The organism is Comamonas sp. Z3 (genome assembly GCF_008121565.1).
Classification (GTDB): domain Bacteria; phylum Pseudomonadota; class Gammaproteobacteria; order Burkholderiales; family Burkholderiaceae_C; genus Comamonas; species Comamonas brasiliensis.
The window spans coordinates 480525-501949 of the sequence record NZ_VOQU01000002.1 but is presented as its reverse complement, the minus strand read 5'-3'; the positions used below and the strand labels follow the sequence as shown (position 1 = coordinate 501949).

Sequence of the window (21425 nt, the reverse complement as noted above, 5' to 3'; positions counted from 1 at the left end):
CTATGGCAAAACAAGGACGGCGCCCAGGCGCCCAAGCAGCAGGCAGCACCCAGACAGGCCTGGTGGTAGCCAGCTATGGCCGCCACTGCGTGGTCGAGACCCCGGACGGCGAGCGCCGCATCTGCCATCCGCGCGGCAAGAAAAGCCAGGCCGTGGTGGGCGACCATGTGCAATGGCTGGCCCCCCCGCCCGGCCAGGGCGATGAGGGCACGATCGAGAAAATCGTGGAGCGCCGCAACGTCTTCTACCGCCAGGATGACATTCGCACCAAGACTTTTGCAGCCAACCTGGACCAGCTCCTGATTCTGATAGCCGCCGAACCGGTATTCAGCGAAGTGCAGCTCGCCCGTGCGCTGATCGCCGCCGAGGCCGCGCACATCAAGCCCATCATTGCGCTCAACAAGATGGACCTGGAAGAGCCGTTCCTGCGCGCCTGGCAGCGGCTCGAGCCCTACCGGACCATGCGCGATGCAGCGGATGCGGCGCCGCACTACATGGTGCTGCCGCTGTCGCTGGAAGATGCGGACGACGAGGATCGCGACGCCATCATCGGTCTGCTGCAAGGCAAGACAACCCTGGTTCTCGGTCCTTCGGGCGTAGGCAAAAGCACCTTGATCAACTTGCTGCTGCCCGATGCCAAGGTGGCGACCAACGAAATTTCGCAGGCGCTGAACACTGGCAAGCACACCACGACCAGCACCACCCTGTACTGGGTGGACGAGGCACGCACCACCGCCATCATTGACTCGCCGGGATTTCAGGAATTTGGCCTGTATCACCTCGCCCCCACGCAGCTGGCCGCCTGCATGCCCGACATCGGTGCGCTGGCGGACCAGTGCAAGTTCTACAACTGCACCCATCTGCATGAGCCGGGCTGCGCCGTCATGGCCCAGGTAGAAGCACAGGACAGCCCCCACGCCATCCACGCCAACCGCTACCGGATCTATGGCGAGCTGTTCGAGGAACTGAGTCAGGAACCACGCTACTGAGCGCGAGGCCAGCCAAGCCGGAAGGCCGCGCCATATGAGAGCAATTTCAGCGTTTGCCACGCAGCCATTCCAAGCCCGACGAGCGCCGGCACGATTGCGCCGCATCCGGGATAGGCTGCCGGCCACAACCCGGTGTTCACGCCATGAGACCCAGAGTTTTTCAGCCCTGCCTGCAAGCCGTCCTCGCCGTCGCGCTGTCTGCGGGCATGAGCCCGGGCTGGGCCCAGGGCACGGAGTCCGCCCCGAGCTGGGACGACGAGCCGCCCACGCTGTCTCGCTGGATCGAAGAGGGTTACAAGGCCGAGCAGCGCCAGCAGCCATGGCGCGCCGCCCAGCGTTATTGCGCGGCGGCGCGCTATGGCAGCCTCGAGGCCCAATACCGGCTGGGCCGGCTGCTGTTGCAGGGCCGAGGCATGACACCCGACCCTGCCACGGGCACGACGCTGCTGGCCCTGGCTGCCCAGCGCGGACATGAAAAAGCCCAGCTGCTGCTGGCCGGCAAGCTGCCCGGCGACCGGCTGCCCGACTGCCTGACCCAGGGGGATGCTCCGCCTCAGGAGTTCGCCGACTCCGGCCAGGAGGCCGTGCCCCACGAGGTGGTGGCCAGCTATGTGAGCAGTCTGCCCAGGCAGAAGCGGCGCATGGCCGAGCTGGTGCAGCGCCTGGCGCCACGCTTCTCGATCGATCCGCGGCTGGCACTGGCCATCGTGCGCTCGGAGTCGAATTTCGAGGCGCAGGCGCTGTCGCCGCGCAACGCTCAGGGCCTCATGCAGCTCATTCCCGAGACGGCCGAGCGCTTTGGCGTGCGCGATGCCTGGAATCCCGAGCAGAACGTGCGCGGCGGCCTGGCCTATCTGCGCTGGCTGCTGGAGCGCTTCGAGGGCGATGTGGCACTGGTATCGGCCGCCTACAACGCAGGCGAGAAAACCGTGCAGCAGTATGGCGGAGTGCCTCCTTATGCGGAGACGCGTGAATATGTGCGACGCATACTGAGCTTCTATCGCGCCAGGCGCCACGAGCGCCCTGCCCACTGATCCAGGCCGGCATCCCTGCGGCGGGCTTTTTCTCCGCCGAAAGCCAGGCCTGAAGACTCAGCCGAGCAGACGGGCAAAGGTCAGCAAGGCCAGCAGCAGAAGCCAGACCACGACCGAACGCCAGACCAGCCCCACCACGCTGCGAAGATGAGACATTTCCGGCTCTCGCCCCGGAGTGACATCGCTGCCCGCCCACTGTGCATCGTCGCCCTCTTCACCGTCAGCCGCATCGCGGCGGCGCAAGGCCTCGCCCCCGAGGCGTACATTGATGGCGCCCGCAGTGGCCGCCAGAATCACGCCGTCATTGTCATTGGGAAAGCGCTGGGCATAGACGCGCCAGTTGTCTATGGCTTCCTCGAAGCTGCCCACCATGGCAAAGGAAAGCGCCGTCAGCCGTGCCGGCAGCCAGTCGATCACATACCAGGCCTTGGCGGCAGCCCAGTGCAAGCGCTCGCTGGTCGGCGCCCGCAGCCCTTCGGCCCCCTTGCGCGACCAGGCACGCGACAGGTATTCGGCCATACGGTAGAGGATGGCCCCCAGCGGCCCCAGCCCCAGGGCCGAGAGAATCGAAAACCAGAACAGCACGCCAAATACATGACGGTGTGCGGCCAGCACCGAGTACTCGATGACATGGCGAACCACCTCGCTGCGCGGCACCTCGCTGGCATCGACCTGCTGCCAGTCGGCCAGGGCCTGGCGGGCAGCAAATTCATCGCCCGCATCGAGCGCATCGCGAATCCGCGTGAAATGGTGGCTGAACTGGCGAAAACCCAGCGTGACATAGAGCACGGCGACGTTCCACAGCATCGCGACGGGCCAGCCGATGAACTCCATCAGCGCCCAGAATATGCCCAGCACGATAAGACTGGGCAGCAGCACGGCCATGGCCCAGGCCAGCCAGCCGTGATGGGGCTTGCCGGCATCGAAGTTGCTTCGCACGGTCACGGTCCAGGCGCGGTAACCGGCCTGCACCAGGTTGGACCGGGCCAGCGGACGTGCCTGCTCCAGCAGCAGTGCGATCAGGATGGCAAAAAAGCTCATTGCTTCATCATAGCGGCGCTGTTTGTCGGCTCGTTACAACTGCTGTCTCAAGCCGCCAAAAAACGGTAAAGATTGCGCAACATGCCCGCTGTCGCACCCCAGATATAGCGCTGCTGCTCACCATCCTGATAGGGCATGGCAAACCATTCGCGATCCACGCCCTGCCACTGCATGGCATGACGCTCATGATGCGCGGGATTGAGCAGATAGGACAGCGGGACCTCGAACAGATCCGCCACCTCCCCGGGATTGGGAAAGTAGCTGGCCTGAGGGTGGACCAAGGCCACCACAGGGGTGATGTGAAACGCCGTGCCCGTCACATAAAGAGGCAGGCGCCCGAGCACCTCGACATTCCTGGGGGCCAGTCCAACTTCCTCGTGCGCCTCGCGCAATGCCGTCGCCTCGGCAGATACATCCTGGGGATCACGCTTGCCGCCGGGAAAAGCCACCTGACCCGAGTGGGTGGACAGTCTGGCCGAGCGCACGGTCAGCAATACCGTGGGCTGCTCGCGCATGACGATGGGCACGAGCACGGCCGCATCGGAAGGCTGCCTGGCCGTGATGCGTTTTTCCTGCATGGCCTCGGGCAGCCATTGTGGCGGCTGGGCAAAGCGCGTGCGCAGAGCCTGCGGCGTCTGCGCATCCAGCGGAACAGCCGGCAGCTGGCTATCGACACCCAGCAGGCGCGCCTGGCGAGGATCAACAATGCCCAACACGGGGAGCGGAGAATTATCAGATGCAGGCATGTAGGTGTTCAGCCAAAACCGAAAGCAAGAATCACGAAGCCAAGGCAGACATAAAAAAAGCCGCCACAGCGAACTGTAGCGGCTTTTACGGAATCGCTTCCGATACGCGTATTACTCGGCTGCAGCAGCAGTCTTGTTAACGCGTTGGGGCAGCTTTTCCTTGATACGAGCAGACTTGCCGCTGCGCTCACGCAGGTAGTACAGCTTGGCACGACGCACATCACCGCGACGCTTGACTTCGATCTTGGCGATCAGGGGAGAGTAGGTCTGGAACGTACGTTCCACGCCTTCACCGCTGGAGATCTTGCGCACTGTGAAGCCGCTGTTCAGGCCGCGATTACGCTTGGCAATCACCACGCCTTCGTAAGCCTGCACGCGCTTACGGCTACCTTCCACCACGTTCACGCTCACGATGACGGTGTCACCGGGGGCGAATTCGGGGATGGTCTTGTTCAGGCGAGCGATTTCTTCTTGCTCGAGGGTCTGGATCAGATTCATGATTTAGTCCACCTTGATCTTGTCCGCGCCAGAATTGGCAAGCACCGGGATTGGTGCTATTGCTGCATTACGAGAACCGCCGAAAGCGGCTCCGCCATTCCTTGCAGCGGCCGGATAGAGGATCAAAGATCCTGAGATTATAGCTTGGACGCTGTTTTTGCCAAAAACCCTTCGTCCTTGGCATTGAGCAGCCCCTGATCGCGGGCCTGCTCTATCAGCTCGGGTCGATGTTCGGCCGTGATGCGCAGGCGCTGATCGCGGCGCCAGCGCTCGATATTGGCATGGTGACCGGAGAGCAGCTCCGGTGGCACGTCCTGGCCATTCCAGACTTCCGGACGCGTGTAGTGAGGGCAGTCCAGCAAGCCGTCCAGCGCAGGATTGAAGCTGTCCTGCTGAAAGCTGCCTTCATCGTTGAGCACACCGGGCTGCAGACGCGCCAGAGAGTCCAGCAACACCATGGCCGCCAGCTCGCCGCCGGAAAGCACAAAGTCGCCCAGGCTGATCTGATGGCTGACATGGGCATCGATGAAGCGCTGGTCGATGCCCTCGTAGCGACCGCAGAGCAGCACCGCGCCACGGCTTTCGGCCCAGTCGGCCACCACCGCATGCCTGAGGGTGGTGCCTATGGGAGAGAACAGCACCACAGGAGCCGGCTCGGCCTGCTCCCGCGCATCAGCCTCGACGCGGGCTGCGCGAATCGCCTCCAGGCAATGCTGCAGCGGCTCTGCCATCATCACCATGCCGGGGCCGCCGCCAAACGGACGGTCATCCACGCGGCGGTAATTGCCCTCGGCCCAATCACGCGGATTCCACAGATGCACCGCCACCTGACCCGAGCTGTAGGCACGGCGTGTCACCCCGCTTTCAAGAAACGGCGCGAACAGTTCAGGGAACAGTGTAATGATGTCAAAACGCATGATCTAAAAGCGCTTACAGCTACAAATTCAATAGCTGTCACGCATTCCAATTCAATAGTCGGGCTGCCAGTCGGCCACGATTTTCTTGCCGGCCAGATCCACCGAGTCCACATAGGCATCGACAAAGGGAATCAGGCGCTCCTGCTCCTTGCCATCCTGCTCATATCCCAGAACCAGCACGGTCTGCGGGCCGGTGGCCATCAAGTCCCTGACCACGCCCAGCGCCACGCCTTCGCGGTTTACCACCTGCAGGCCCATCAGGTCCACCCAGTAGAACTCGCCATCATCGGTCTTGGGGAAATGCTCACGCGCCACAAAGATGCGGGCACCGCGCAGGGCCTCGGCGGCGTTGCGGTCGGCGACCTCCTGCGAGGTGGCCACGATGGTGTCGGCATGGAAACGGGCCTGCTTGACGGGCAGAACCACGGTGCCCGCGAAATGCTTGGCTCCTTTTTCCGCCGGCTGCAAGAACCAGTCCTTGGCGGCAAACAGGGCCTCGGGGGCGCTGCTGAAGGCATGAACCTTGAACCAGCCCTTGATGCCCCAGGCATCGGCAATGCGACCGACTTCAATGGCATCAGCAGGCAAGCTCGTGGTTTGAAGAACAGGCATGTGGCTCATGGGATCAGCAGAAAAATTGCAGAAATTCAATAAAAAACGGGTCCCGTCAGGCAAGCCAACGGAACCCGCTTTGATAAAGGTGCCTAGAGAGCAACCGCCTAAATTAGGCAGCAACCTTCTTTGCAGCTTCCTTGATCAGGCGTTCAGCCGTATCGGAAGTTTGAGCACCAACGCTCTTCCAGTAGTTCACGCGGTCCAGAGCCAGACGCAGGCCTTCTTCGGCGCCACGAGCGCTAGGGTTGTAGAAACCCAGACGTTCGATGAAAGCACCGTCGCGACGCACGCGCTTGTCAGCTGCAACGATGTTGTAGAAAGGACGAGCCTTAGAGCCGCCGCGGGAGAGACGAATAACAACCATGATGTTTCCTTCGGGTGGTTACAGCCAGTGCCATCAAAAATTTGACCAGCTGCGCAGGTTTTCTTACAGCGTTTGAGACACGCGACATGACCACCCGGCCAGCGACACGCCGTAAAACCGGAAATTATATCGAGTTCTGCCGAAGCTGCCTATAGCTGTGGCAAATGGGCGTAATCCTCACTGAAGCTTCCCGGCATGTGAAGCGCAATTGCCCTGAGCCGCCCAGGTCGGGTGCAGGGAATAATGGATGCGTTGCTTCGTTTTCTGCCTGCCTTCCGGACATGAACCCATTTGCCTCCACCTCCACCATGCCTGCTCGCCCCAAGAACAAGACGGTTGCCGCCTGGCTGGCCTTGATCGGCGGGCCGCTGGGGCTGCATCGCTTTTACCTGCACGGACTTGGGGACTGGCTTGGCTGGCTGCTGCCCATTCCCACGGCGCTCGGCATCTACGGCATCGAGCGCGTGCAGCAGCTGGGGCAGGACGACAGGCTGAGCTGGCTGCTGATCCCGCTGCTCGGCTTCACCATTGCGGGCTGCGCCCTGCGCGCCATTCTCTACGGCCTGATGGAGCAGGGAAACTGGAACCGGCTCTTCAATCCCTCGATCGAGGCCGACGCGCCTGCGGGACGCACCCAATGGGCCACGATTTTTGCCGTAAGCCTGTCCCTGATGCTGGGGGCCACCGTGCTGATGGCCAGTATTGCCTACAGCTTCCAGCACTACTTCGAATATCAGGTCGAAGAGGCACGCAAGATTTCGCAATAGGCCCAGCGTCTCAAGCACTGCGAAGCTGATTCGGCCGCGCCGCTTTTGTAAGCAAAAGTCTAATTTTTCGCCTCTGGACCCCAAAGCACCGCCGGCACATTCCACAGAACCCACAATGCCGATCTGAGGAACATCTTGCAACGACTGCATCCCGGCGGTTTTCGCAATGCGACGGCTTTGCTGCGCCAGCCTGAAGAGGTCTTATGTCTGCAACTAACGAAAAGTCTGCCAGATCCGACATGCACGGGCAAAGCGCCTTTCCCGCCGCCACCAGTCTGGTGGGCGTGTACGGAGAGCAGCTTTTCCGCATTCTCGAGCAGACCAGCAGCGGCTATGTGCTGCTGGATGCCCAGAATCGGGCTCAGCGCTGGAATGATGGTTATCTGCAGCTGTTTCCCTGGCTGGGGCCCACCCTCAAGGTAGGCACATCTCTGCAAACCGCTCTGCAGACAGCTGCAAGCGCAGCCCCGGCAAGCTTGGCCCCGGCCCTGAGCCATATCGCCCAAAGCCATCAAGCACTGATTGCGCGCCAGCAGGCCCATGCCCAGTTCCAGCTGCCCAACGGACGCAGGCTCAATCTGTCGGCTCATGCCCTGTCGGCCAATTACACCGTGCTGGCCTGCAAGGAGCTGCTGCCTCATGCAAGCGAGGCTGAAAGCCTTTCCTTCTTCGACGTGCTGACCAATCTGCCCAATCGGCGCCTGCTGCTGGACCGGCTGTCCCAGGCCATGATCCAGTCCGAGCGCACGGGCTGGCGCGGGGCCTTGCTGACCATAGACATGGAACCGGTGGCGGGCTCGCCCGCCAGCACGGGGGACAGCCCGGCCGGCCTGGCGCAGAACATCGCACAGCGTCTTCTCGGCTGCGTGCGCTCCTGCGATACCGTGGCCAGACTGGACGCTGCGCACTTTGTCATCATGGTCTCGGATCTCTCTCCGGATATCGAGATGAGCACGGTACTGGTGGAACGTCTGGGAGAGCGTCTGCAGGAAAGCCTGAACGGCAGCTACCCGCTCGGCAACAAAAGCGCGATGCTGGAGGCCAATATCGGCGCCACTTTGTTCGGCCCGCACTCTCGCTCCGCCACCGAATTGCTTCAGCAGGCAGAGATCGCCATGTACCGCCTGCGCGACGAGGAAGCCCGGGGCCTGCACTTCTTCAGCCCCGAGCAGCGCATCCTGGCCAATGATCGCCAGCACCTTGAGCAGGAGCTGCGCGAAGCCCTGCGTCTGGGCCAGTTCGAGCTGCATTACCAGGCCCAATACTCCGCCGGCGGTGACGTCAACGGTCTGGAAGCCCTGCTGCGCTGGCGCCATCCTAGGCGAGGACTGGTACCACCGAGCATCTTCCTGTCCGTGGCCGAGGAAACCGACATCATCGTTCCGCTGGGCCGCTGGAGCATTCAAGCCGCCTGCGAGCAATTGGCCAGATGGAAAGCCGATCCACAACTGGGCAAGCTGCCCATCTGCGTCAACATCAGCGCCAAGCAGCTCAGGCAGGCCGATCTGGCCGAGCAGTTGCAGGACATCATCAGCCAGACAGGGGCCGACCCGGCCTTGCTGCTGCTGGAGCTTTCCACCCAAGCGCTGAGCCCCTCGCACGCGGATATCGTTCCGACCCTCACCCGTCTTCGCACCATGGGACTGCGGCTGTCACTCGACGACTTTGGCGACAGTTCCCATATGCAGCAAGCGCTGCAGCAGCTTCCCCTGAACCAGCTCAAGCTCTCGCACTCCCTGGTCCAGCGCCTGGGCCCCAACAATGCCGCCGAAGCTGCCGTGCAGGCGGCCATCGCGCTGGCCGCCCGCCATCAGATGACGATAGTCGGCGCAGGAGTGGAAACCCTGGAGCAGCGCGCCCTGCTGGCGCAATATGGCTGCGAGCATTTCATGGGCTATCTGCTCAGCCCCCCGGCACCGGTCGGCCAGCTCAGGTCGCTGCTGCAGCGGCAGGTCGTATCCAGCCTGCAGGAAACTGCAGCTTGACTACCGTGTTTCAGCCATGAAAAAAAGGCTTCGCAATGCGAAGCCTTTTTGGCATTTCACCCCTGATTGGCAAGCGCTAACCGCCATCAATCAAGGAGTACACAAGCTCAATACAGTTGCAGGCTGACCCAGTAGGCAATGGATGCCACAAAGGCGCTGGCAGGAATCGTCAGAATCCATGCCCAGACGATATTGCCAGCCACGCCCCAGCGCACGGCACTCGCGCGCTGCGTGGAGCCCACGCCCACGATGGCACCGGTAATGGTGTGCGTGGTCGAGACGGGAACCCCCAGGAAGGTGGCGAAGAACAGGGTCAGTGCACCACCGGATTCGGCGCAGAAGCCACCTACGGGCTTGAGCTTGGTGATCTTCTGACCCATGGTCTTGACGATGCGCCAGCCGCCAAACATGGTGCCCAGACCGATGGCCAGATAGCAGCTCACGATGGTCCACAAGGGTGGCTCGGCATCACCGGCATTGGCATAACCCGTGGCAATCAGCAGCAGCCAGATGATGCCGATGGTCTTTTGCGCATCGTTGCCGCCGTGACCCAGGCTGTAGGCACCGGCAGACACCAGTTGCAGACGGCGGAACCACTTGTCCACGCGATTCGGGCTGGCCCGGCGGAAAATCCAGGCCACCAGCACCATCATCAGCGAACCCAGCAGAAAGCCCAGCACGGGAGAGACGAAGATGAAGGCCACGGTCTTCCAGATGCCGCTGGCGATCAGCGCGCCCGCGCCGGCCTTGGCGATCACCGCACCCACGATGCCGCCTATCAGGGCATGCGAGGAACTGCTGGGAATGCCGTAGATCCAGGTGATGATGTTCCAGGTGATGGCCCCCACCAGAGCGCCGAACACGACATGCGTGTCAACGATGCCCGGCTGAACAATACCCTTGCCCACGGTTGCCGCCACACTGAGGTGGAAGACGAAAACCGCCACAACGTTGAAGAACGCGGCAAATGCCACGGCCTGAGTAGGTTTGAGAACCCCCGTGGAAACCACGGTGGCAATCGAATTGGCAGCGTCGTGAAAGCCGTTCATGAAATCGAACAGCAAGGCGAGCACCACCAGCAAAATCACAACCCAGAGGGCTGCCTGTACCGGCTCCATGATCGGACTCCAGCGAGAATCAGGAATTCTCGAGGACGATGCCCTCGATCAGGTTCGCCACGTCTTCGCAGCGGTCCGTGATGGTTTCCAGCAGCTCATAGATAGCCTTGAGCTTGATCACCTCACGCACATCGGGCTCTTCACGGAACAGCTTGCTCATGGCCGCACGCATCACGCGGTCGGCATCGCCTTCCAGGCGGTCGATCTCGTCGCAGGTCTTGCTGGCGGCGTCCACGATCGTGGGGTCCGAGAGGCGGTCCAGCAGCTTGACGGCATCACGCACACGTTCGCAGCAGCGCACGCAAAGATCGGTCAGACGTGTGATTTCGTCTGTCATGTGACGCACGTCATACAGGGCCATGGTCTCGGCCGAGTCCTGAATCAGGTCGGCCACGTCGTCCATGGTGTTGATCAGCGAGTGGATATGTTCGCGATCCAGGGGCGTGATGAAGGTCTTGTGCAGCAGCTTGGTGACATCATGGGTCACACGGTCGGCTGCGCGCTCGGCGTTGTCCACATCGGCGTTGTATTTTTCGCGCAGATGGGGATCGTTGTAATTTGCAACGAGTTGCGAGAAAGCATGAGCTGCTTCAACGATGCGGTCCGCATGTTGATTGAACATCTCGAAAAAATTGCCTTCGCGCGGCAATAGCTTGCCAAACAGCATGAATGCTCCTTACCGGGGAAAAGAAACCAGGCGACTCACTGCAAAAAGGTGCATGGTTCCCGGCTCAAACGGGGCGGAGTTTACTCTTGAGTCATTGTGCGTTTCAGCGCGTCTTCAAGACACCCCTTCGGGCACCACGAAAAATAAAATACAAGCTCTGCGCCATGTTAGGAACTGTCACAAAGCCTGTGATTCCTCCAGACAGCAGCACAAAGCAGAAATCCGCCCGTCGAATGCACCGACCGCAGGAGCATGTCACTCTGCCACGCGAAAACGTTCCAAATACTTCTTTTTGTAATATACAAATTCTATGCAACGACAAAAAAGAATTAAAAGGAACTAAAAAGAAATGAATAAAACAATCAAAGAACCATGAAAAACGTCATTTTTTTGTCATTTTCTTGAATTTCAGGGGAATTAGGGTTCGCCCTGGACTGCGGGAGAGCGCCACGATCGTACAGCGCACAGCGATCGAAGGCCCCCTCGTCGAGGCTTACTCTCCCAGGTAGGCCGCACGCACGCGCGGATCGCTCAGCAAGGTCTGGCCCGGCCCCGTCATGGTGATGATGCCGGACTCCATGACATAACCCCGATCGGCCAGCGCCAGCGCGCGACTGGCGTTCTGCTCCACCAGCACCATGGTCACACCCAGCGCATAGACATTGCTGACCACCTCGAAGATCTTGTCCACCATGATGGGCGACAAGCCCATGGACGGCTCGTCCAGCAGCAGCACCTTGGGCTGGCTCATGAGCGCGCGCGCCATGGCCAGCATCTGCTGCTCGCCCCCGGACATGGTGCCCGCCAGCTGATCCTTGCGCTCCTTCAGACGCGGAAAGATGCCGAACATGCGCTCGATATCCGCCTGTATGCCGGCCTTGTCCTTACGGGTGTAGGCACCCATGAGCAGATTTTCGGTAATCGTCATGCGGGCAAACACGCCGCGCCCCTCGGGCACCATGACCAATCCTTCGGCTACCAGATCCCAAGCCCCCTTGCCCTTGATGCTTTGGCCCAGGTAGAGAATTTCGCCATCGGCAATCGGCAGCCCTCGCGTGACGGCCTTCATGGTCGTGGTTTTGCCCGCGCCGTTGGAGCCGATCAACGAAACCAGCTCACCCTGATGCACCTGAAAGTCCACGCCGTTGACAGCCTGAATGCCGCCATAGCCCACCTTCAGGCCCTTCACCTGCAGCAACACCGGGGCCGTGGACTTGGAGGCCTGCGCCTGTTCCAGCACTTGATCCTGCATCTTCAATGGCCTCCCGTGCCCAGATAGGCTTCAATCACTTTTTCATTCTTCTGCACTTCGGCAGGCGTGCCTTCGGCAATCGGCTTGCCATAGTCCAGCACCGTCACCCGGTCGCACAGGCCCATGACCAGCTTCACATCGTGCTCAATCAACAAGATGGTGCGGTGGTCGTTGCGAATGCGGTCGATCAGCTCACGCAATTGCACCTTCTCGGTTGCGTTCATGCCGGCAGCCGGCTCATCCAGCGCAATCAGCTGCGGGTCTGTCGCCAGAGCACGGGCAATCTCCAGCCGACGCTGGTCGCCATAGGACAAGGTACGCGCCTTGAAGTCCGCATACTTGCCGATGCCGACATAGTCGAGCAGCTCGCGCGAGCGGGCCCGAATCGCGGCTTCCTCGGCCTTGAAACCCTTGGTGCGAAACACCGCTCCGAGCAGGCCCGAATGCGTGCGCACATGGCGCCCGACCATGACGTTTTCCAGTGCCGTCATCTCGGCAAACAGGCGGATGTTCTGGAAGGTCCGGGCAATGCCGGCCCTGGCCACCTTGTGCACCGCCGTCGGCTCATAGGGCTTTCCGGCCAGCTCGAACTTGCCGGTATCGGGCGTATAGAGGCCGGTGATCACATTGAAAAACGTGGTCTTGCCCGCGCCATTGGGGCCGATCAGGCCATAGACCTGGCCTCTCTCAATCTTCATGCTCACACCGGACAGCGCCTGCAACCCGCCAAAGCGCTTGGAGATGTCCGAGACATGAAGGACTGCGGAAGTCGTGCTCTCTGCCATATCAGTTCACATTCCTTGTCTGTGCAGTCATCAGGACTGGCGATCCAGGCTTTTGGCATGCTCGGGCGTGGGCCAGAGGCCGCGCGGGCGCATCAGCATGATGACGATCATGGCCAGGGCGATCAGCAGCTGGCGCAGGATGGAAGCATCGAGGCGTCCATCGGTCATCTGCTGCAGCGGCCCGGCCACATAGCGCAGCACTTCGGGCAGGGCCGAGAGCAGCACCGCCCCCAGAATCACGCCGGGAATATGGCCCAGACCGCCGAGCACGACCATTGCCACGATCATCACGGACTCCATGAGGCTGAAGGACTCGGGCGAGACAAAGCCCTGGAAGGCAGCAAACATGGAGCCGGCCACGCCACCAAACGAAGCCCCCATGCCGAAGGCCAGCAGCTTCATATTGCGCACATTGATGCCCATGGCCTTGGCGGCGATTTCATCCTCCCGGATCGCCATCCAGGCACGGCCTATGCGCGAATCCTGCAAGCGGTAGCAGATCACGATGGTGGCCAGCACCAGCACCAGAAACAGGTAGTAGTACAGCGTGACGGAGGAGATGTCGTAGCCGAAGATCTCATGCCGCTTGGCCAGGTCGAAGCCGAAGATCTTGACCGAATCGATCTGGCCGATGCCCTTGGGGCCGTTGGTGATGTTGACGGGCTGATCCAGGTTGTTCAGGAAGATGCGGATGATCTCGCCGAAGCCCAGTGTCACGATGGCCAGATAGTCTCCGCGCAGCCGCAGCACCGGCAGCCCCAGCAACACCCCCGTACAGGCGGCCAGCAACATACCCAGCGGAATCACCAGCCAGATCGAGGTGTGCAGCCCGTTGGGAAACATGGCTACAAAGCCTTCGAAGGTCTCGGCCAGATGCGGCGATGCCATGAGCGCAAACATATAGGCGCCCACGGCATAGAAAGCCACATAGCCCAGATCCAGCAGGCCGGCGTAACCGACCACGATGTTCAGGCCCAGCGCCAGCATCACGTAAAGCAGGGCCAGATCGGCGATGCGCACCCAGGCATTGCCGAAATACTGCAGGATCAGCGGCAGCACCAGAAGGCCTATGCCGCCCAGGATCCAGTGGAGTGTCTTGTTGTTCTTCATGGGCACTCCCTCAGGCACGGTCCGCCACACGCTCACCCAGCAGGCCCGAAGGGCGCAGCGTCAGGATGATGATGAGCACGATGAAGGCAAAGATATCGGTGTACTGGCTGCCCAGCACGCCGCCCGTCAGATCGCCGATATAGCCTGACCCGATGGACTCGATCAGCCCCAGCAGCAGGCCGCCCACCACGGCTCCGGCCAGATTGCCGATGCCGCCGAATACGGCCGCCGTGAAGGCCTTGAGACCCGGCAGGAAACCCATGGTGTGATGAGCCGTGCCGTAGTTGGAGGCATACATGATGCCGGCAATCGCAGCCAGCACGGCACCGATGATGAAGGTGGCGGAAATCACCATATCGGGCTTGACGCCCATCAGCGCTGCCACACGCGGGTTTTCGGCCGTGGCCCGCATCGCGCGCCCCAGCCTGGTGTAGTTGACCAGGTACATCAGCGTGGCCAGCGCAATCGCCGTGACCGCCAGCACCAGAATCTGCGTGGGCGTGATCACTGCCGTGCCGATCTCATAGGGCGTGGACGACAGCAGCGTGGGATAAGCCTTGTAATTGGGCTTCCAGATGATCATGGCCAGGGTCTGCAGCAGGATGGAGACACCGATGGCCGTGATCAGCGGCGCAAGGCGCGGGCTGCTGCGCAGCGGCCGGTAGGCCACCTTCTCGATCACGAAGTTCAGCGATGCGGCCACTACGCAGGCGATGATGGCGGCGATCAAAAGCATGAGCCAGCCCGGCAGATAAGGCATTGCCTCCTGCATCAGGCCGATGCAGCTCCAGCTGGTCAAAGCCCCTACCATCAGCACCTCGCCATGCGCGAAGTTGATCAGCTGAATGATGCCGTACACCATGGTGTAGCCCAGGGCTATCAAGGCGTACATGCTGCCTAACACCAGACCATTGATGATCTGCTGCAGCAAGATATCCATAAGCGCGCTCCCCTTCCCTCGATCCAAGACGGAGACACTGCGAGCCTCTCATCCCGAACGACGGAGCCAGCGATGCCAAGGTTCCTCTTCTGCAGTCCGCCGCTTTGTGGGCTGCTTGTCGCAAAAGAGTGAATCGATTCTAGGGAGCTGTTTTCAGGACTCAGGGCCGGGGTTTCCCGTGCGCAGGCCCAAAATGCTGCAACGCAATAATTTCATCGATAGCACAAGCCCAATAAATACAGGCACTTAGTCACGACTTGCCACCCGAACTAGCGAAAAACCCTAGAAACGCCGCAAAAAATGCAGCATTCAACCAGTGCCAGTTGTGCAACACCTGGGCAACTCGCGCTTTACAAGCCGGCCTGCTCATCATCTGCCGCGCGAGCGGCGTCGTTGAGCGCCTTGAGCTCTGCCAGCTTCTGGCCGATCTTGATTTCCAGCCCCCGCGCCACGGGCTGGTAGAAGCCGGGGTCTTCCATTCCTTCAGGCAGATAGCGCTCTCCCGCCGCAAAGCCGCCCTCCTCGCTGTGGGCATAGCGGTAATCCCGGCCGTAGTCCAGCTGCTTCATCAGCTTGGTTGGGGCGTTGCGCAGATGAAGCGGTACAGGCCTTGTGGTGTCGCCCTTCACAAAGGCCTTGGCCTTGTTGTAGGCCATATAGCCGGCATTGCTCTTGGGCGCCACAGCCAGGTAGATCACGGCCTGGGCCAGGGCCAGTTCACCCTCGGGGCTGCCCAGGCGTTCATAGGTCGCAGCGGCATCGTTGCACATCTGCATGGCGCGCGGGTCGGCAAGTCCGATGTCTTCCCAGGCCATGCGCACGATGCGGCGCGCCAGATAGCGCGGATCGGCCCCGCCGTCCAGCATGCGGCAAAACCAGTACAGCGCCGCATCGGGGTCCGAGCCGCGCACGGATTTGTGCAGCGCGCTGATGGTGTCGTAGAACTGCTCGCCCCCCTTGTCATAGCGGCGCATGCGCTCGCCCAGCACCTTGAGCAGCCAGCCATCGGTAATGCTTTCCACCCCCGCCTGCTCGGCCGTGATGGACAGGGTCTCCAGCGTGTTCAGCAAGCGGCGTGCATCGCCGTCAGCGTAGGCAATCAAGCGATCCAGCGCTTCATCTTCGATAGTGGGAACCGCCTTGATGACCTGGGCTTTGGCCACAATCTGCTTCAGATCGTCGGTCGTCAGACTTTGCAGCACATAGACAGCTGCCCGCGACAGCAGGGCCGAGTTGACCTCGAACGACGGGTTCTCCGTGGTCGCACCGATGAAGGTGAACAGTCCGCTTTCCACATGGGGCAGAAAAGCGTCCTGCTGGCTTTTGTTGAAGCGGTGCACCTCGTCCACGAACACGATGGTGCGCTGCTGCAGCAGGCCGCTTCGCGCGGCCTGCGCCTGCTCCACGGCCTCGCGGATGTCCTTGACACCACCCAGTACGGCGCTGATGGAAATGAACTGTGCATCAAAGGCATCGGCCATGAGCCGGGCAATCGTGGTCTTGCCCACGCCGGGCGGCCCCCAGAGTATGCAGCTGTGCGGGCGGCCCGACTCGAAGGCCAGACGCAGCGGCATGCCCTCTCCCAGCACATGCTGCTGGCCAATGACTTCGGCCAGCGTGCGCGGCCGCAGGCGCTCGGCCAGGGGCTGATGGGGAATGGCCGAAGATGAGGAGTTGTTGTGCGTAACCATGGCCCCTCAAGTATCCAACGCTACGGCCGCCCGTGCAGCCAAATGGGTCGGGACTGTTTTACGCACTGGATTGCAGCCACCATCGATAGCGCTTAACCCCAGCACTCCTATCAGAATTTTTCATAAGACAAAATAGCGTTTTAACGGATTCAATCTCTCCATTAACGAGGCCACCCCTCGCCCCATGGAGGTACTGCCCCCATCCGGCCTGCCAAAAACCAGGCCAGCCAGGCCCGGCAGCGCGTTTAGATTCATTGCGGGCCGCCTCATCTGCGCCGCGCAATGCCTGTGCCTGATAGGGCTACCGCCATCAGCCAGAAATCAATCGAAAGCATCCGCAAACTTTCCTTGGTTCCACACTGCTCCAGGGCGTGCCAGCGCTGCACGCCTGAGCCTACGCGTATGAAAAAACTCAAGACCTGGGACATTTTTGCCCTTGGTTTCATGACCTTTGCCCTGTTCCTCGGGGCAGGCAACATCATCTTCCCTCCCATGGTGGGCCTGGCCGCCGGTGAAAACCTGCTCGGAGCCTCGACCGGCTTTCTGCTGACCGGCGTCGGTCTGCCCCTGCTCGGGGTGATCGCCCTGGCCCGCGTGGGCGGCGGTCTGGACACCCTGACCAGCCCCATAGGCCGCATTGCCGGCCTGGTGCTGGCCGTGGCCATCTATCTGACCATAGGCCCTCTGTTTGCGACGCCACGCACGGCCACCGTGTCCTTCGAAATGGGCCTGGCCCCCTTCGTCGGAAACACGCCCGCCATGCTGCTGGCCTTCACCATCGCCTATTTCGTGGCCGTGGCGCTGCTGTCGCTGTTCCCCGGCAAGCTCATGGACAACGTGGGCAAGATCATCACGCCCGTGCTGATCCTGGCGCTGGCCGTGCTCGGCGGCTCTGCCGTGCTGGCCCCCGTGGATGGCTACAGCGTCAGCACCGAGGCCTATGCCTCGCAGGCAGCCGCCTTCTCCGAAGGCTTTCTGCAGGGCTATCAGACCATGGACGCGCTGGCCTCGCTGATCTTCGGCATCGTCATCGTCAACGCGATCAAGGCCGCCGGCGTGAGCGACAGCAGGCTTCATACGCGCTACTGCATCTATGCCGGCATCATTGCCGCGACCTGCCTGGGTCTGGTCTATGTCTCACTGATGTATCTGGGCGCCACCAACAGCCAGCTGGCCGCCAACGCCTCCACCGGCGTGCAGATTCTCACGGCCTTTGTGCAGCAGACCTTCGGCCCCGCAGGTCTGTGGCTGCTGGCCACCGTCATCATGCTGGCCTGCCTGACCACCGGCGTGGGCCTGATCACGGCCTGCAGCAGCTTCTTCAGCGAGCTGACCGGCATCTCCTATCGCACCATGGTCATCGGCCTGTCGATCTTCAGCACTGCCGTGGCCAACCAGGGCCTGGCCCAGCTGATTGCCGTGGCCGTGCCTGTGCTCGTGGGCCTGTATCCAGTGGCCATCGCCCTGATCGCCCTGAGCCTGCTGCACCGCTGGAACCAGCCGGCGCTCGTCTACATCCCCGTGATGAGCACCTCCCTGGTCTTCGGCCTGTTTGATGCCGCCAGGGCTGCCAAGCTCGACTTCCTGGTGCCCGCCTGGCTGGACATGCTGCCCGGTGCCGCCCTGGGCATGGGCTGGGTCACCCCGGTGGTCTGCGTGCTGGTGCTGGCAGGCCTGCTGGATTTCGCCCTCGGCAACAAGCGGGCTGCCGCAAACGCCACGCGAGCCTGATCTCAAGCTGGAGGATAGCTTCCAAAAGCATAGCCATCCGTGCTTCACTCACAAGGGATTGACCCTTGTTTCACATAAAAAAGGCCTGCGAACACCATCCGCAGGCCTTTTTGCCGATGCATGCCGCGCTTTTACTGCTTGAGCACGTCGGCCCCCTTGGGCACCGTGAAGTGGAAGGTCGATGCCGGCAGGGAAGCCTGGGTTTGCAGGCCCTTGAACTGCATCAGCGAGCGCTGGCCAAAGCTGTCCTCGATATCCAGCGCTGCCAGCTTTCCTTCGGGTGTGAAGCCTATGCGCACACTCTTGAGCTGACCGCCTTTCTGCCTGGGACTGGCCAGCACCCATTCCAGACCATCGGCATCAGGCTGGTTGCCCAGCTCGAAATCGGCCTTCAAGGCCTTGAGATCGGTGGCAGAGGTCAGGATGGCCGCCGGTGTGCTGCCCAGCACCTGGGCCTGGGCACGCTCCGTCACCTGGTTCAGGTCGGCATCGTACAGCCACAGCGTCTTGCCGTCGGCCACGATGAGCTGCTCGAAAGGCTTGGTGTAGTTGAAGCGGAACTTGCCGGGCCGCTGGAATTCGAAGCTGCCGCTGGACACCTTGGTACGCGCCTCCTGCCCGGACTTGGGGGGCGAGGTCACGGACTGGGTGAAGTCGGCCTTGCCCGCCTGGGCATTCTTCATGAAGGACTCAAGGCTTTTCAGACCATCAGCCATTGCAGCACTTGCGCTGCCAACCATCAAAATTGCAGTCAAAAGACGTTTCATGACTCTCCTTCTTGTGCGCGGCTCACTCGCTGCGAGCCGGAACTAGAACATCGCGCTGCCCACTGGATGTGAGCGAGCTGACCAGGCCGGCCTTTTCCATCTGCTCGAGCAGATTGGCCGAGCGGTTGTAGCCGATGCGCAGTTTGCGCTGAACATAGGAAATGCTGGCCTTGCGGTCCTTCAGCACGATTTCGACAGCCTGATCGTACAGCTCGTCCTTTTCGCCGCCGCCCTCGCCATCGTCATCGCCCCCCTCGCCGTCGACAGAGCCGCCTTCCAGGATGCCTTCGATGTAGTCGGGATCGCCCTGCTCCTTGAGATAGCTGACCACACGGTGCACCTCGTCGTCGGAGACAAAAGCGCCATGCACGCGAATCGGCAGACCGGTGCCGCTGGCCATGTAGAGCATGTCGCCCATGCCCAGCAGGGTTTCGGCCCCCATCTGGTCCAGCACGGTGCGGCTGTCGATCTTGCTGGAGACCTGGAAGGCAATACGCGTCGGAATATTGGCCTTGATCAGGCCGGTGATCACGTCCACGCTGGGGCGCTGGGTCGCAAGAATCAGATGAATGCCGGCCGCACGCGCCTTTTGCGCAAGGCGGGCGATGAGTTCTTCGATCTTCTTGCCCACCACCATCATCAGATCGGCCAGCTCGTCGATCACGATGACGATGTGCGGCAGGCGCTGCAGCGGCTCGGGCTCCTCGGGCGTCAGGCTGAAGGGATTGGGAATCGACTCCTCGCGCGCCTTGGCCTCGTCGATCTTGCTGTTGTAGCCGGCCAGATTGCGCACGCCGAGCTTGCTCATGAGCTTGTAGCGGCGCTCCATCTCGGCCACGCACCAGTTCAGACCGTTGGCCGCCTGCTTCATGTCGGTGACCACGGGGCACAGCAAATGGGGAATGCCTTCATAGACCGACATTTCAAGCATCTTGGGATCGATCATGAGCAGACGCACATCGCGCGCCTCTGCCTTGTAGAGCAGGGACAGAATCATGGCGTTGATACCCACGGACTTGCCCGAGCCGGTCGTGCCGGCGACCAGCACGTGGGGCATCTTGGCCAGATCGGCGACCACGGAGTTGCCCACGATGTCCTTGCCCAGTCCCATGGTCAGCAGACTCTTGGCGTCGTGATAGACCTGCGAGCCCAGCACCTCGGACAAGCGGATCGATTGGCGCTTGGCATTGGGCAGCTCCAGCGCCATGAAGTTCTTGCCGGGAATGGTCTCGATCACGCGGATCGACACCAGGGACAGCGAACGCGCCAGATCCTTGGCCAGATTGACGATCTGCGAGCCCTTGACGCCCGTGGCGGGTTCGATCTCGTAGCGCGTGATCACAGGGCCGGGCATGGCCGCAACCACACGCACTTCCACGCCAAAGTCCTTGAGGCGCTTTTCAATCAGCCGGCTGGTCATCTCCAGCGTCTCGGCAGACACCAGCTCCTGGCGCTGCTGGGCCTGGTCCAGCAGGTCCACCTGAGGCAGCTTGCTGTCGAGATGATCGGTGAACAGCGGCTTCTGGCGCTCCTTGACCACCCGGGCGCTGGGCTGGCTGGCCTCCTGCAGCACGGGCTCGATGATCTGCACAGGCTGGTGCACCGGTGCCGTGATCGCGCCCTCGGTTCGGTCAAACACCACTTCCTCGCGCTCACGAGCGGCTTTCTTGCCCGCCGAGACATCCTTGGCAATTTCTCGGCGCTCACGCCCGAACTGCACCATGCCGTCCAGACGCGCGCCCAGGCCCTCGGCCAGCTTGCCCCAGGAAAAGCCGAACACCATGGCGGCGCCCAGCACGAACAGGCAGATGCCGATCAGGCCCGAGCCGGCAAAGCCCAGCCACTTGAGGGCGTTGAAGCCCATCATGTAACCGAACACACCGCCAGCGGGGCCAGGCAGCAGATTCTCGAAACGGTACAGGCGCGTCCATTCCAGCGCGCAGCTGGCAATCATCAAAATGGCCAGACCGCCCCAGAACAGAAAGCGGCGACGCCACAGCGGCATCAGCGCCAGAGGACTGCCATCCTTGTTCACCCCGCCACGCATCCAGCGCACCAGCGATGTCACCCAGGTCTGCACGGCGGCCAGCACCAGCCACCAGATGGACATGCCGAAGCCGAAGTAGCAGGCATCAGCCAGCCAGGCGCCCACACGGCCCATCCAGTTATGCACAAACGGCCTCTGTCCGGCGCCCGAGGTGGACCAGGCTGCGTCTTGCGGCGAGTAGGTGAACATGGCCATGAGCCAGAACACCAGTGCCAGCAGGCCGATCAACAGCAAAACCTCCTGGCTGAAGCGAATCACTCCATAGCGCGGAGCGGCAGCGCGGGATTTTGATTTGCTGGAAGAAGACGCGTTCGAAGCGTTCAATGTATATGTCATACGCAGGCGCAAGCTTACCTTAGGC

Annotated in this window: 20 protein-coding genes; 5 read left to right on the top strand and 15 right to left on the bottom strand. The window is 61.7% G+C overall.

What is annotated here, in order from left to right:
- The first annotated feature begins 2 nt into the window (after window positions 1-2).
- Both rsgA and FSY59_RS06975 read left to right on the top strand, forming a co-directional pair.
- Window positions 3-989 carry a ribosome small subunit-dependent GTPase A gene (gene rsgA / locus FSY59_RS06980; protein ID WP_003058198.1) on the top strand — a complete coding sequence of 329 codons (987 nt, stop codon included), beginning with the start codon at window positions 3-5 and terminating at the stop codon, window positions 987-989.
- Window positions 990-1132: 143 nt separating this feature from the next.
- A complete protein-coding gene (locus FSY59_RS06975) occupies window positions 1133-2023 on the top strand; it encodes a lytic transglycosylase domain-containing protein (protein ID WP_003058200.1) in 891 nt (296 codons plus the stop codon).
- 57 nt (window positions 2024-2080) lie between these two features.
- Here FSY59_RS06975 and FSY59_RS06970 read toward each other — a convergent pair whose 3' ends face one another.
- The 6 genes from FSY59_RS06970 to rpsP all read right to left on the bottom strand — a co-directional run bounded on the left by FSY59_RS06970 (window position 2081) and on the right by rpsP (window position 6204).
- On the bottom strand, window positions 2081-3064 hold the full coding sequence (locus FSY59_RS06970; protein WP_003058202.1) for a CobD/CbiB family protein: 984 nt from the start codon (window positions 3062-3064) through the stop codon (window positions 2081-2083).
- A 47-nt stretch (window positions 3065-3111) separates the two neighbouring features.
- Window positions 3112-3810, bottom strand: coding sequence for a CoA pyrophosphatase (locus tag FSY59_RS06965; RefSeq protein WP_003058204.1), 699 nt, complete (start codon window positions 3808-3810; stop codon window positions 3112-3114).
- A 111-nt stretch (window positions 3811-3921) separates the two neighbouring features.
- Window positions 3922-4308, bottom strand: a complete 387-nt coding sequence (gene rplS, locus FSY59_RS06960; protein WP_003058206.1) for a 50S ribosomal protein L19 — start codon at window positions 4306-4308, stop codon at window positions 3922-3924.
- Window positions 4309-4445: 137 nt separating this feature from the next.
- Window positions 4446-5225 (bottom strand): tRNA (guanosine(37)-N1)-methyltransferase TrmD, encoded by a 780-nt coding sequence (gene trmD / locus FSY59_RS06955; protein ID WP_003058208.1) that lies wholly within the window; start codon window positions 5223-5225, stop codon window positions 4446-4448.
- A 51-nt stretch (window positions 5226-5276) separates the two neighbouring features.
- A complete protein-coding gene (gene rimM / locus FSY59_RS06950) occupies window positions 5277-5846 on the bottom strand; it encodes a ribosome maturation factor RimM (RefSeq protein ID WP_003058209.1) in 570 nt (189 codons plus the stop codon).
- 103 nt (window positions 5847-5949) lie between these two features.
- Window positions 5950-6204, bottom strand: coding sequence for a 30S ribosomal protein S16 (rpsP, locus tag FSY59_RS06945; RefSeq protein ID WP_003058210.1), 255 nt, complete (start codon window positions 6202-6204; stop codon window positions 5950-5952).
- Between the two features lie 281 nt (window positions 6205-6485).
- Between rpsP and FSY59_RS06940 the strand changes: the two genes are divergently transcribed.
- Window positions 6486-6971 (top strand): NINE protein, encoded by a 486-nt coding sequence (locus FSY59_RS06940; protein WP_003058211.1) that lies wholly within the window; start codon window positions 6486-6488, stop codon window positions 6969-6971.
- Between the two features lie 203 nt (window positions 6972-7174).
- A complete protein-coding gene (locus FSY59_RS06935; protein WP_029158595.1) occupies window positions 7175-8956 on the top strand; it encodes a bifunctional diguanylate cyclase/phosphodiesterase in 1782 nt (593 codons plus the stop codon).
- A gap of 107 nt (window positions 8957-9063) precedes the next feature.
- Here FSY59_RS06935 and FSY59_RS06930 read toward each other — a convergent pair whose 3' ends face one another.
- The 7 genes from FSY59_RS06930 to FSY59_RS06900 form a co-directional block, all read right to left on the bottom strand.
- Window positions 9064-10074, bottom strand: a complete 1011-nt coding sequence (locus FSY59_RS06930; RefSeq protein ID WP_003058213.1) for an inorganic phosphate transporter — start codon at window positions 10072-10074, stop codon at window positions 9064-9066.
- Between the two features lie 19 nt (window positions 10075-10093).
- Complete coding sequence (locus FSY59_RS06925) at window positions 10094-10741, bottom strand: DUF47 domain-containing protein (protein WP_003058214.1); 648 nt, start codon at window positions 10739-10741, stop codon at window positions 10094-10096.
- A gap of 493 nt (window positions 10742-11234) precedes the next feature.
- Complete coding sequence (locus tag FSY59_RS06920) at window positions 11235-11993, bottom strand: ABC transporter ATP-binding protein (RefSeq protein WP_148728705.1); 759 nt, start codon at window positions 11991-11993, stop codon at window positions 11235-11237.
- A 2-nt stretch (window positions 11994-11995) separates the two neighbouring features.
- Window positions 11996-12778: an ABC transporter ATP-binding protein gene (locus FSY59_RS06915; protein WP_003058217.1), complete on the bottom strand. Its 783-nt coding sequence runs from the start codon at window positions 12776-12778 to the stop codon at window positions 11996-11998.
- A 30-nt stretch (window positions 12779-12808) separates the two neighbouring features.
- Window positions 12809-13888, bottom strand: coding sequence for an ABC transporter ATP-binding protein (locus tag FSY59_RS06910; RefSeq protein WP_003058219.1), 1080 nt, complete (start codon window positions 13886-13888; stop codon window positions 12809-12811).
- Window positions 13889-13898: 10 nt separating this feature from the next.
- Entirely contained in the window at window positions 13899-14828 is a 930-nt protein-coding gene (locus FSY59_RS06905; RefSeq protein WP_003058220.1) for a branched-chain amino acid ABC transporter permease, read from the bottom strand.
- Between the two features lie 350 nt (window positions 14829-15178).
- Window positions 15179-16519, bottom strand: coding sequence for a replication-associated recombination protein A (locus FSY59_RS06900; RefSeq protein WP_003058221.1), 1341 nt, complete (start codon window positions 16517-16519; stop codon window positions 15179-15181).
- A gap of 402 nt (window positions 16520-16921) precedes the next feature.
- Between FSY59_RS06900 and brnQ the strand changes: the two genes are divergently transcribed.
- Window positions 16922-18250: a branched-chain amino acid transport system II carrier protein gene (gene brnQ, locus FSY59_RS06895; protein ID WP_003058223.1), complete on the top strand. Its 1329-nt coding sequence runs from the start codon at window positions 16922-16924 to the stop codon at window positions 18248-18250.
- A gap of 131 nt (window positions 18251-18381) precedes the next feature.
- Here the strand turns inward: brnQ and lolA are convergent, their stop codons facing one another.
- A complete protein-coding gene (lolA, locus tag FSY59_RS06890) occupies window positions 18382-19017 on the bottom strand; it encodes an outer membrane lipoprotein chaperone LolA (RefSeq protein ID WP_050872111.1) in 636 nt (211 codons plus the stop codon).
- 22 nt (window positions 19018-19039) lie between these two features.
- The gene (locus FSY59_RS06885; RefSeq protein WP_050872110.1) at window positions 19040-21400 is read right to left on the bottom strand and encodes a DNA translocase FtsK; all 2361 of its coding nucleotides are present in this window, start codon (window positions 21398-21400) and stop codon (window positions 19040-19042) included.
- Window positions 21401-21425 lie beyond the last annotated feature (25 nt).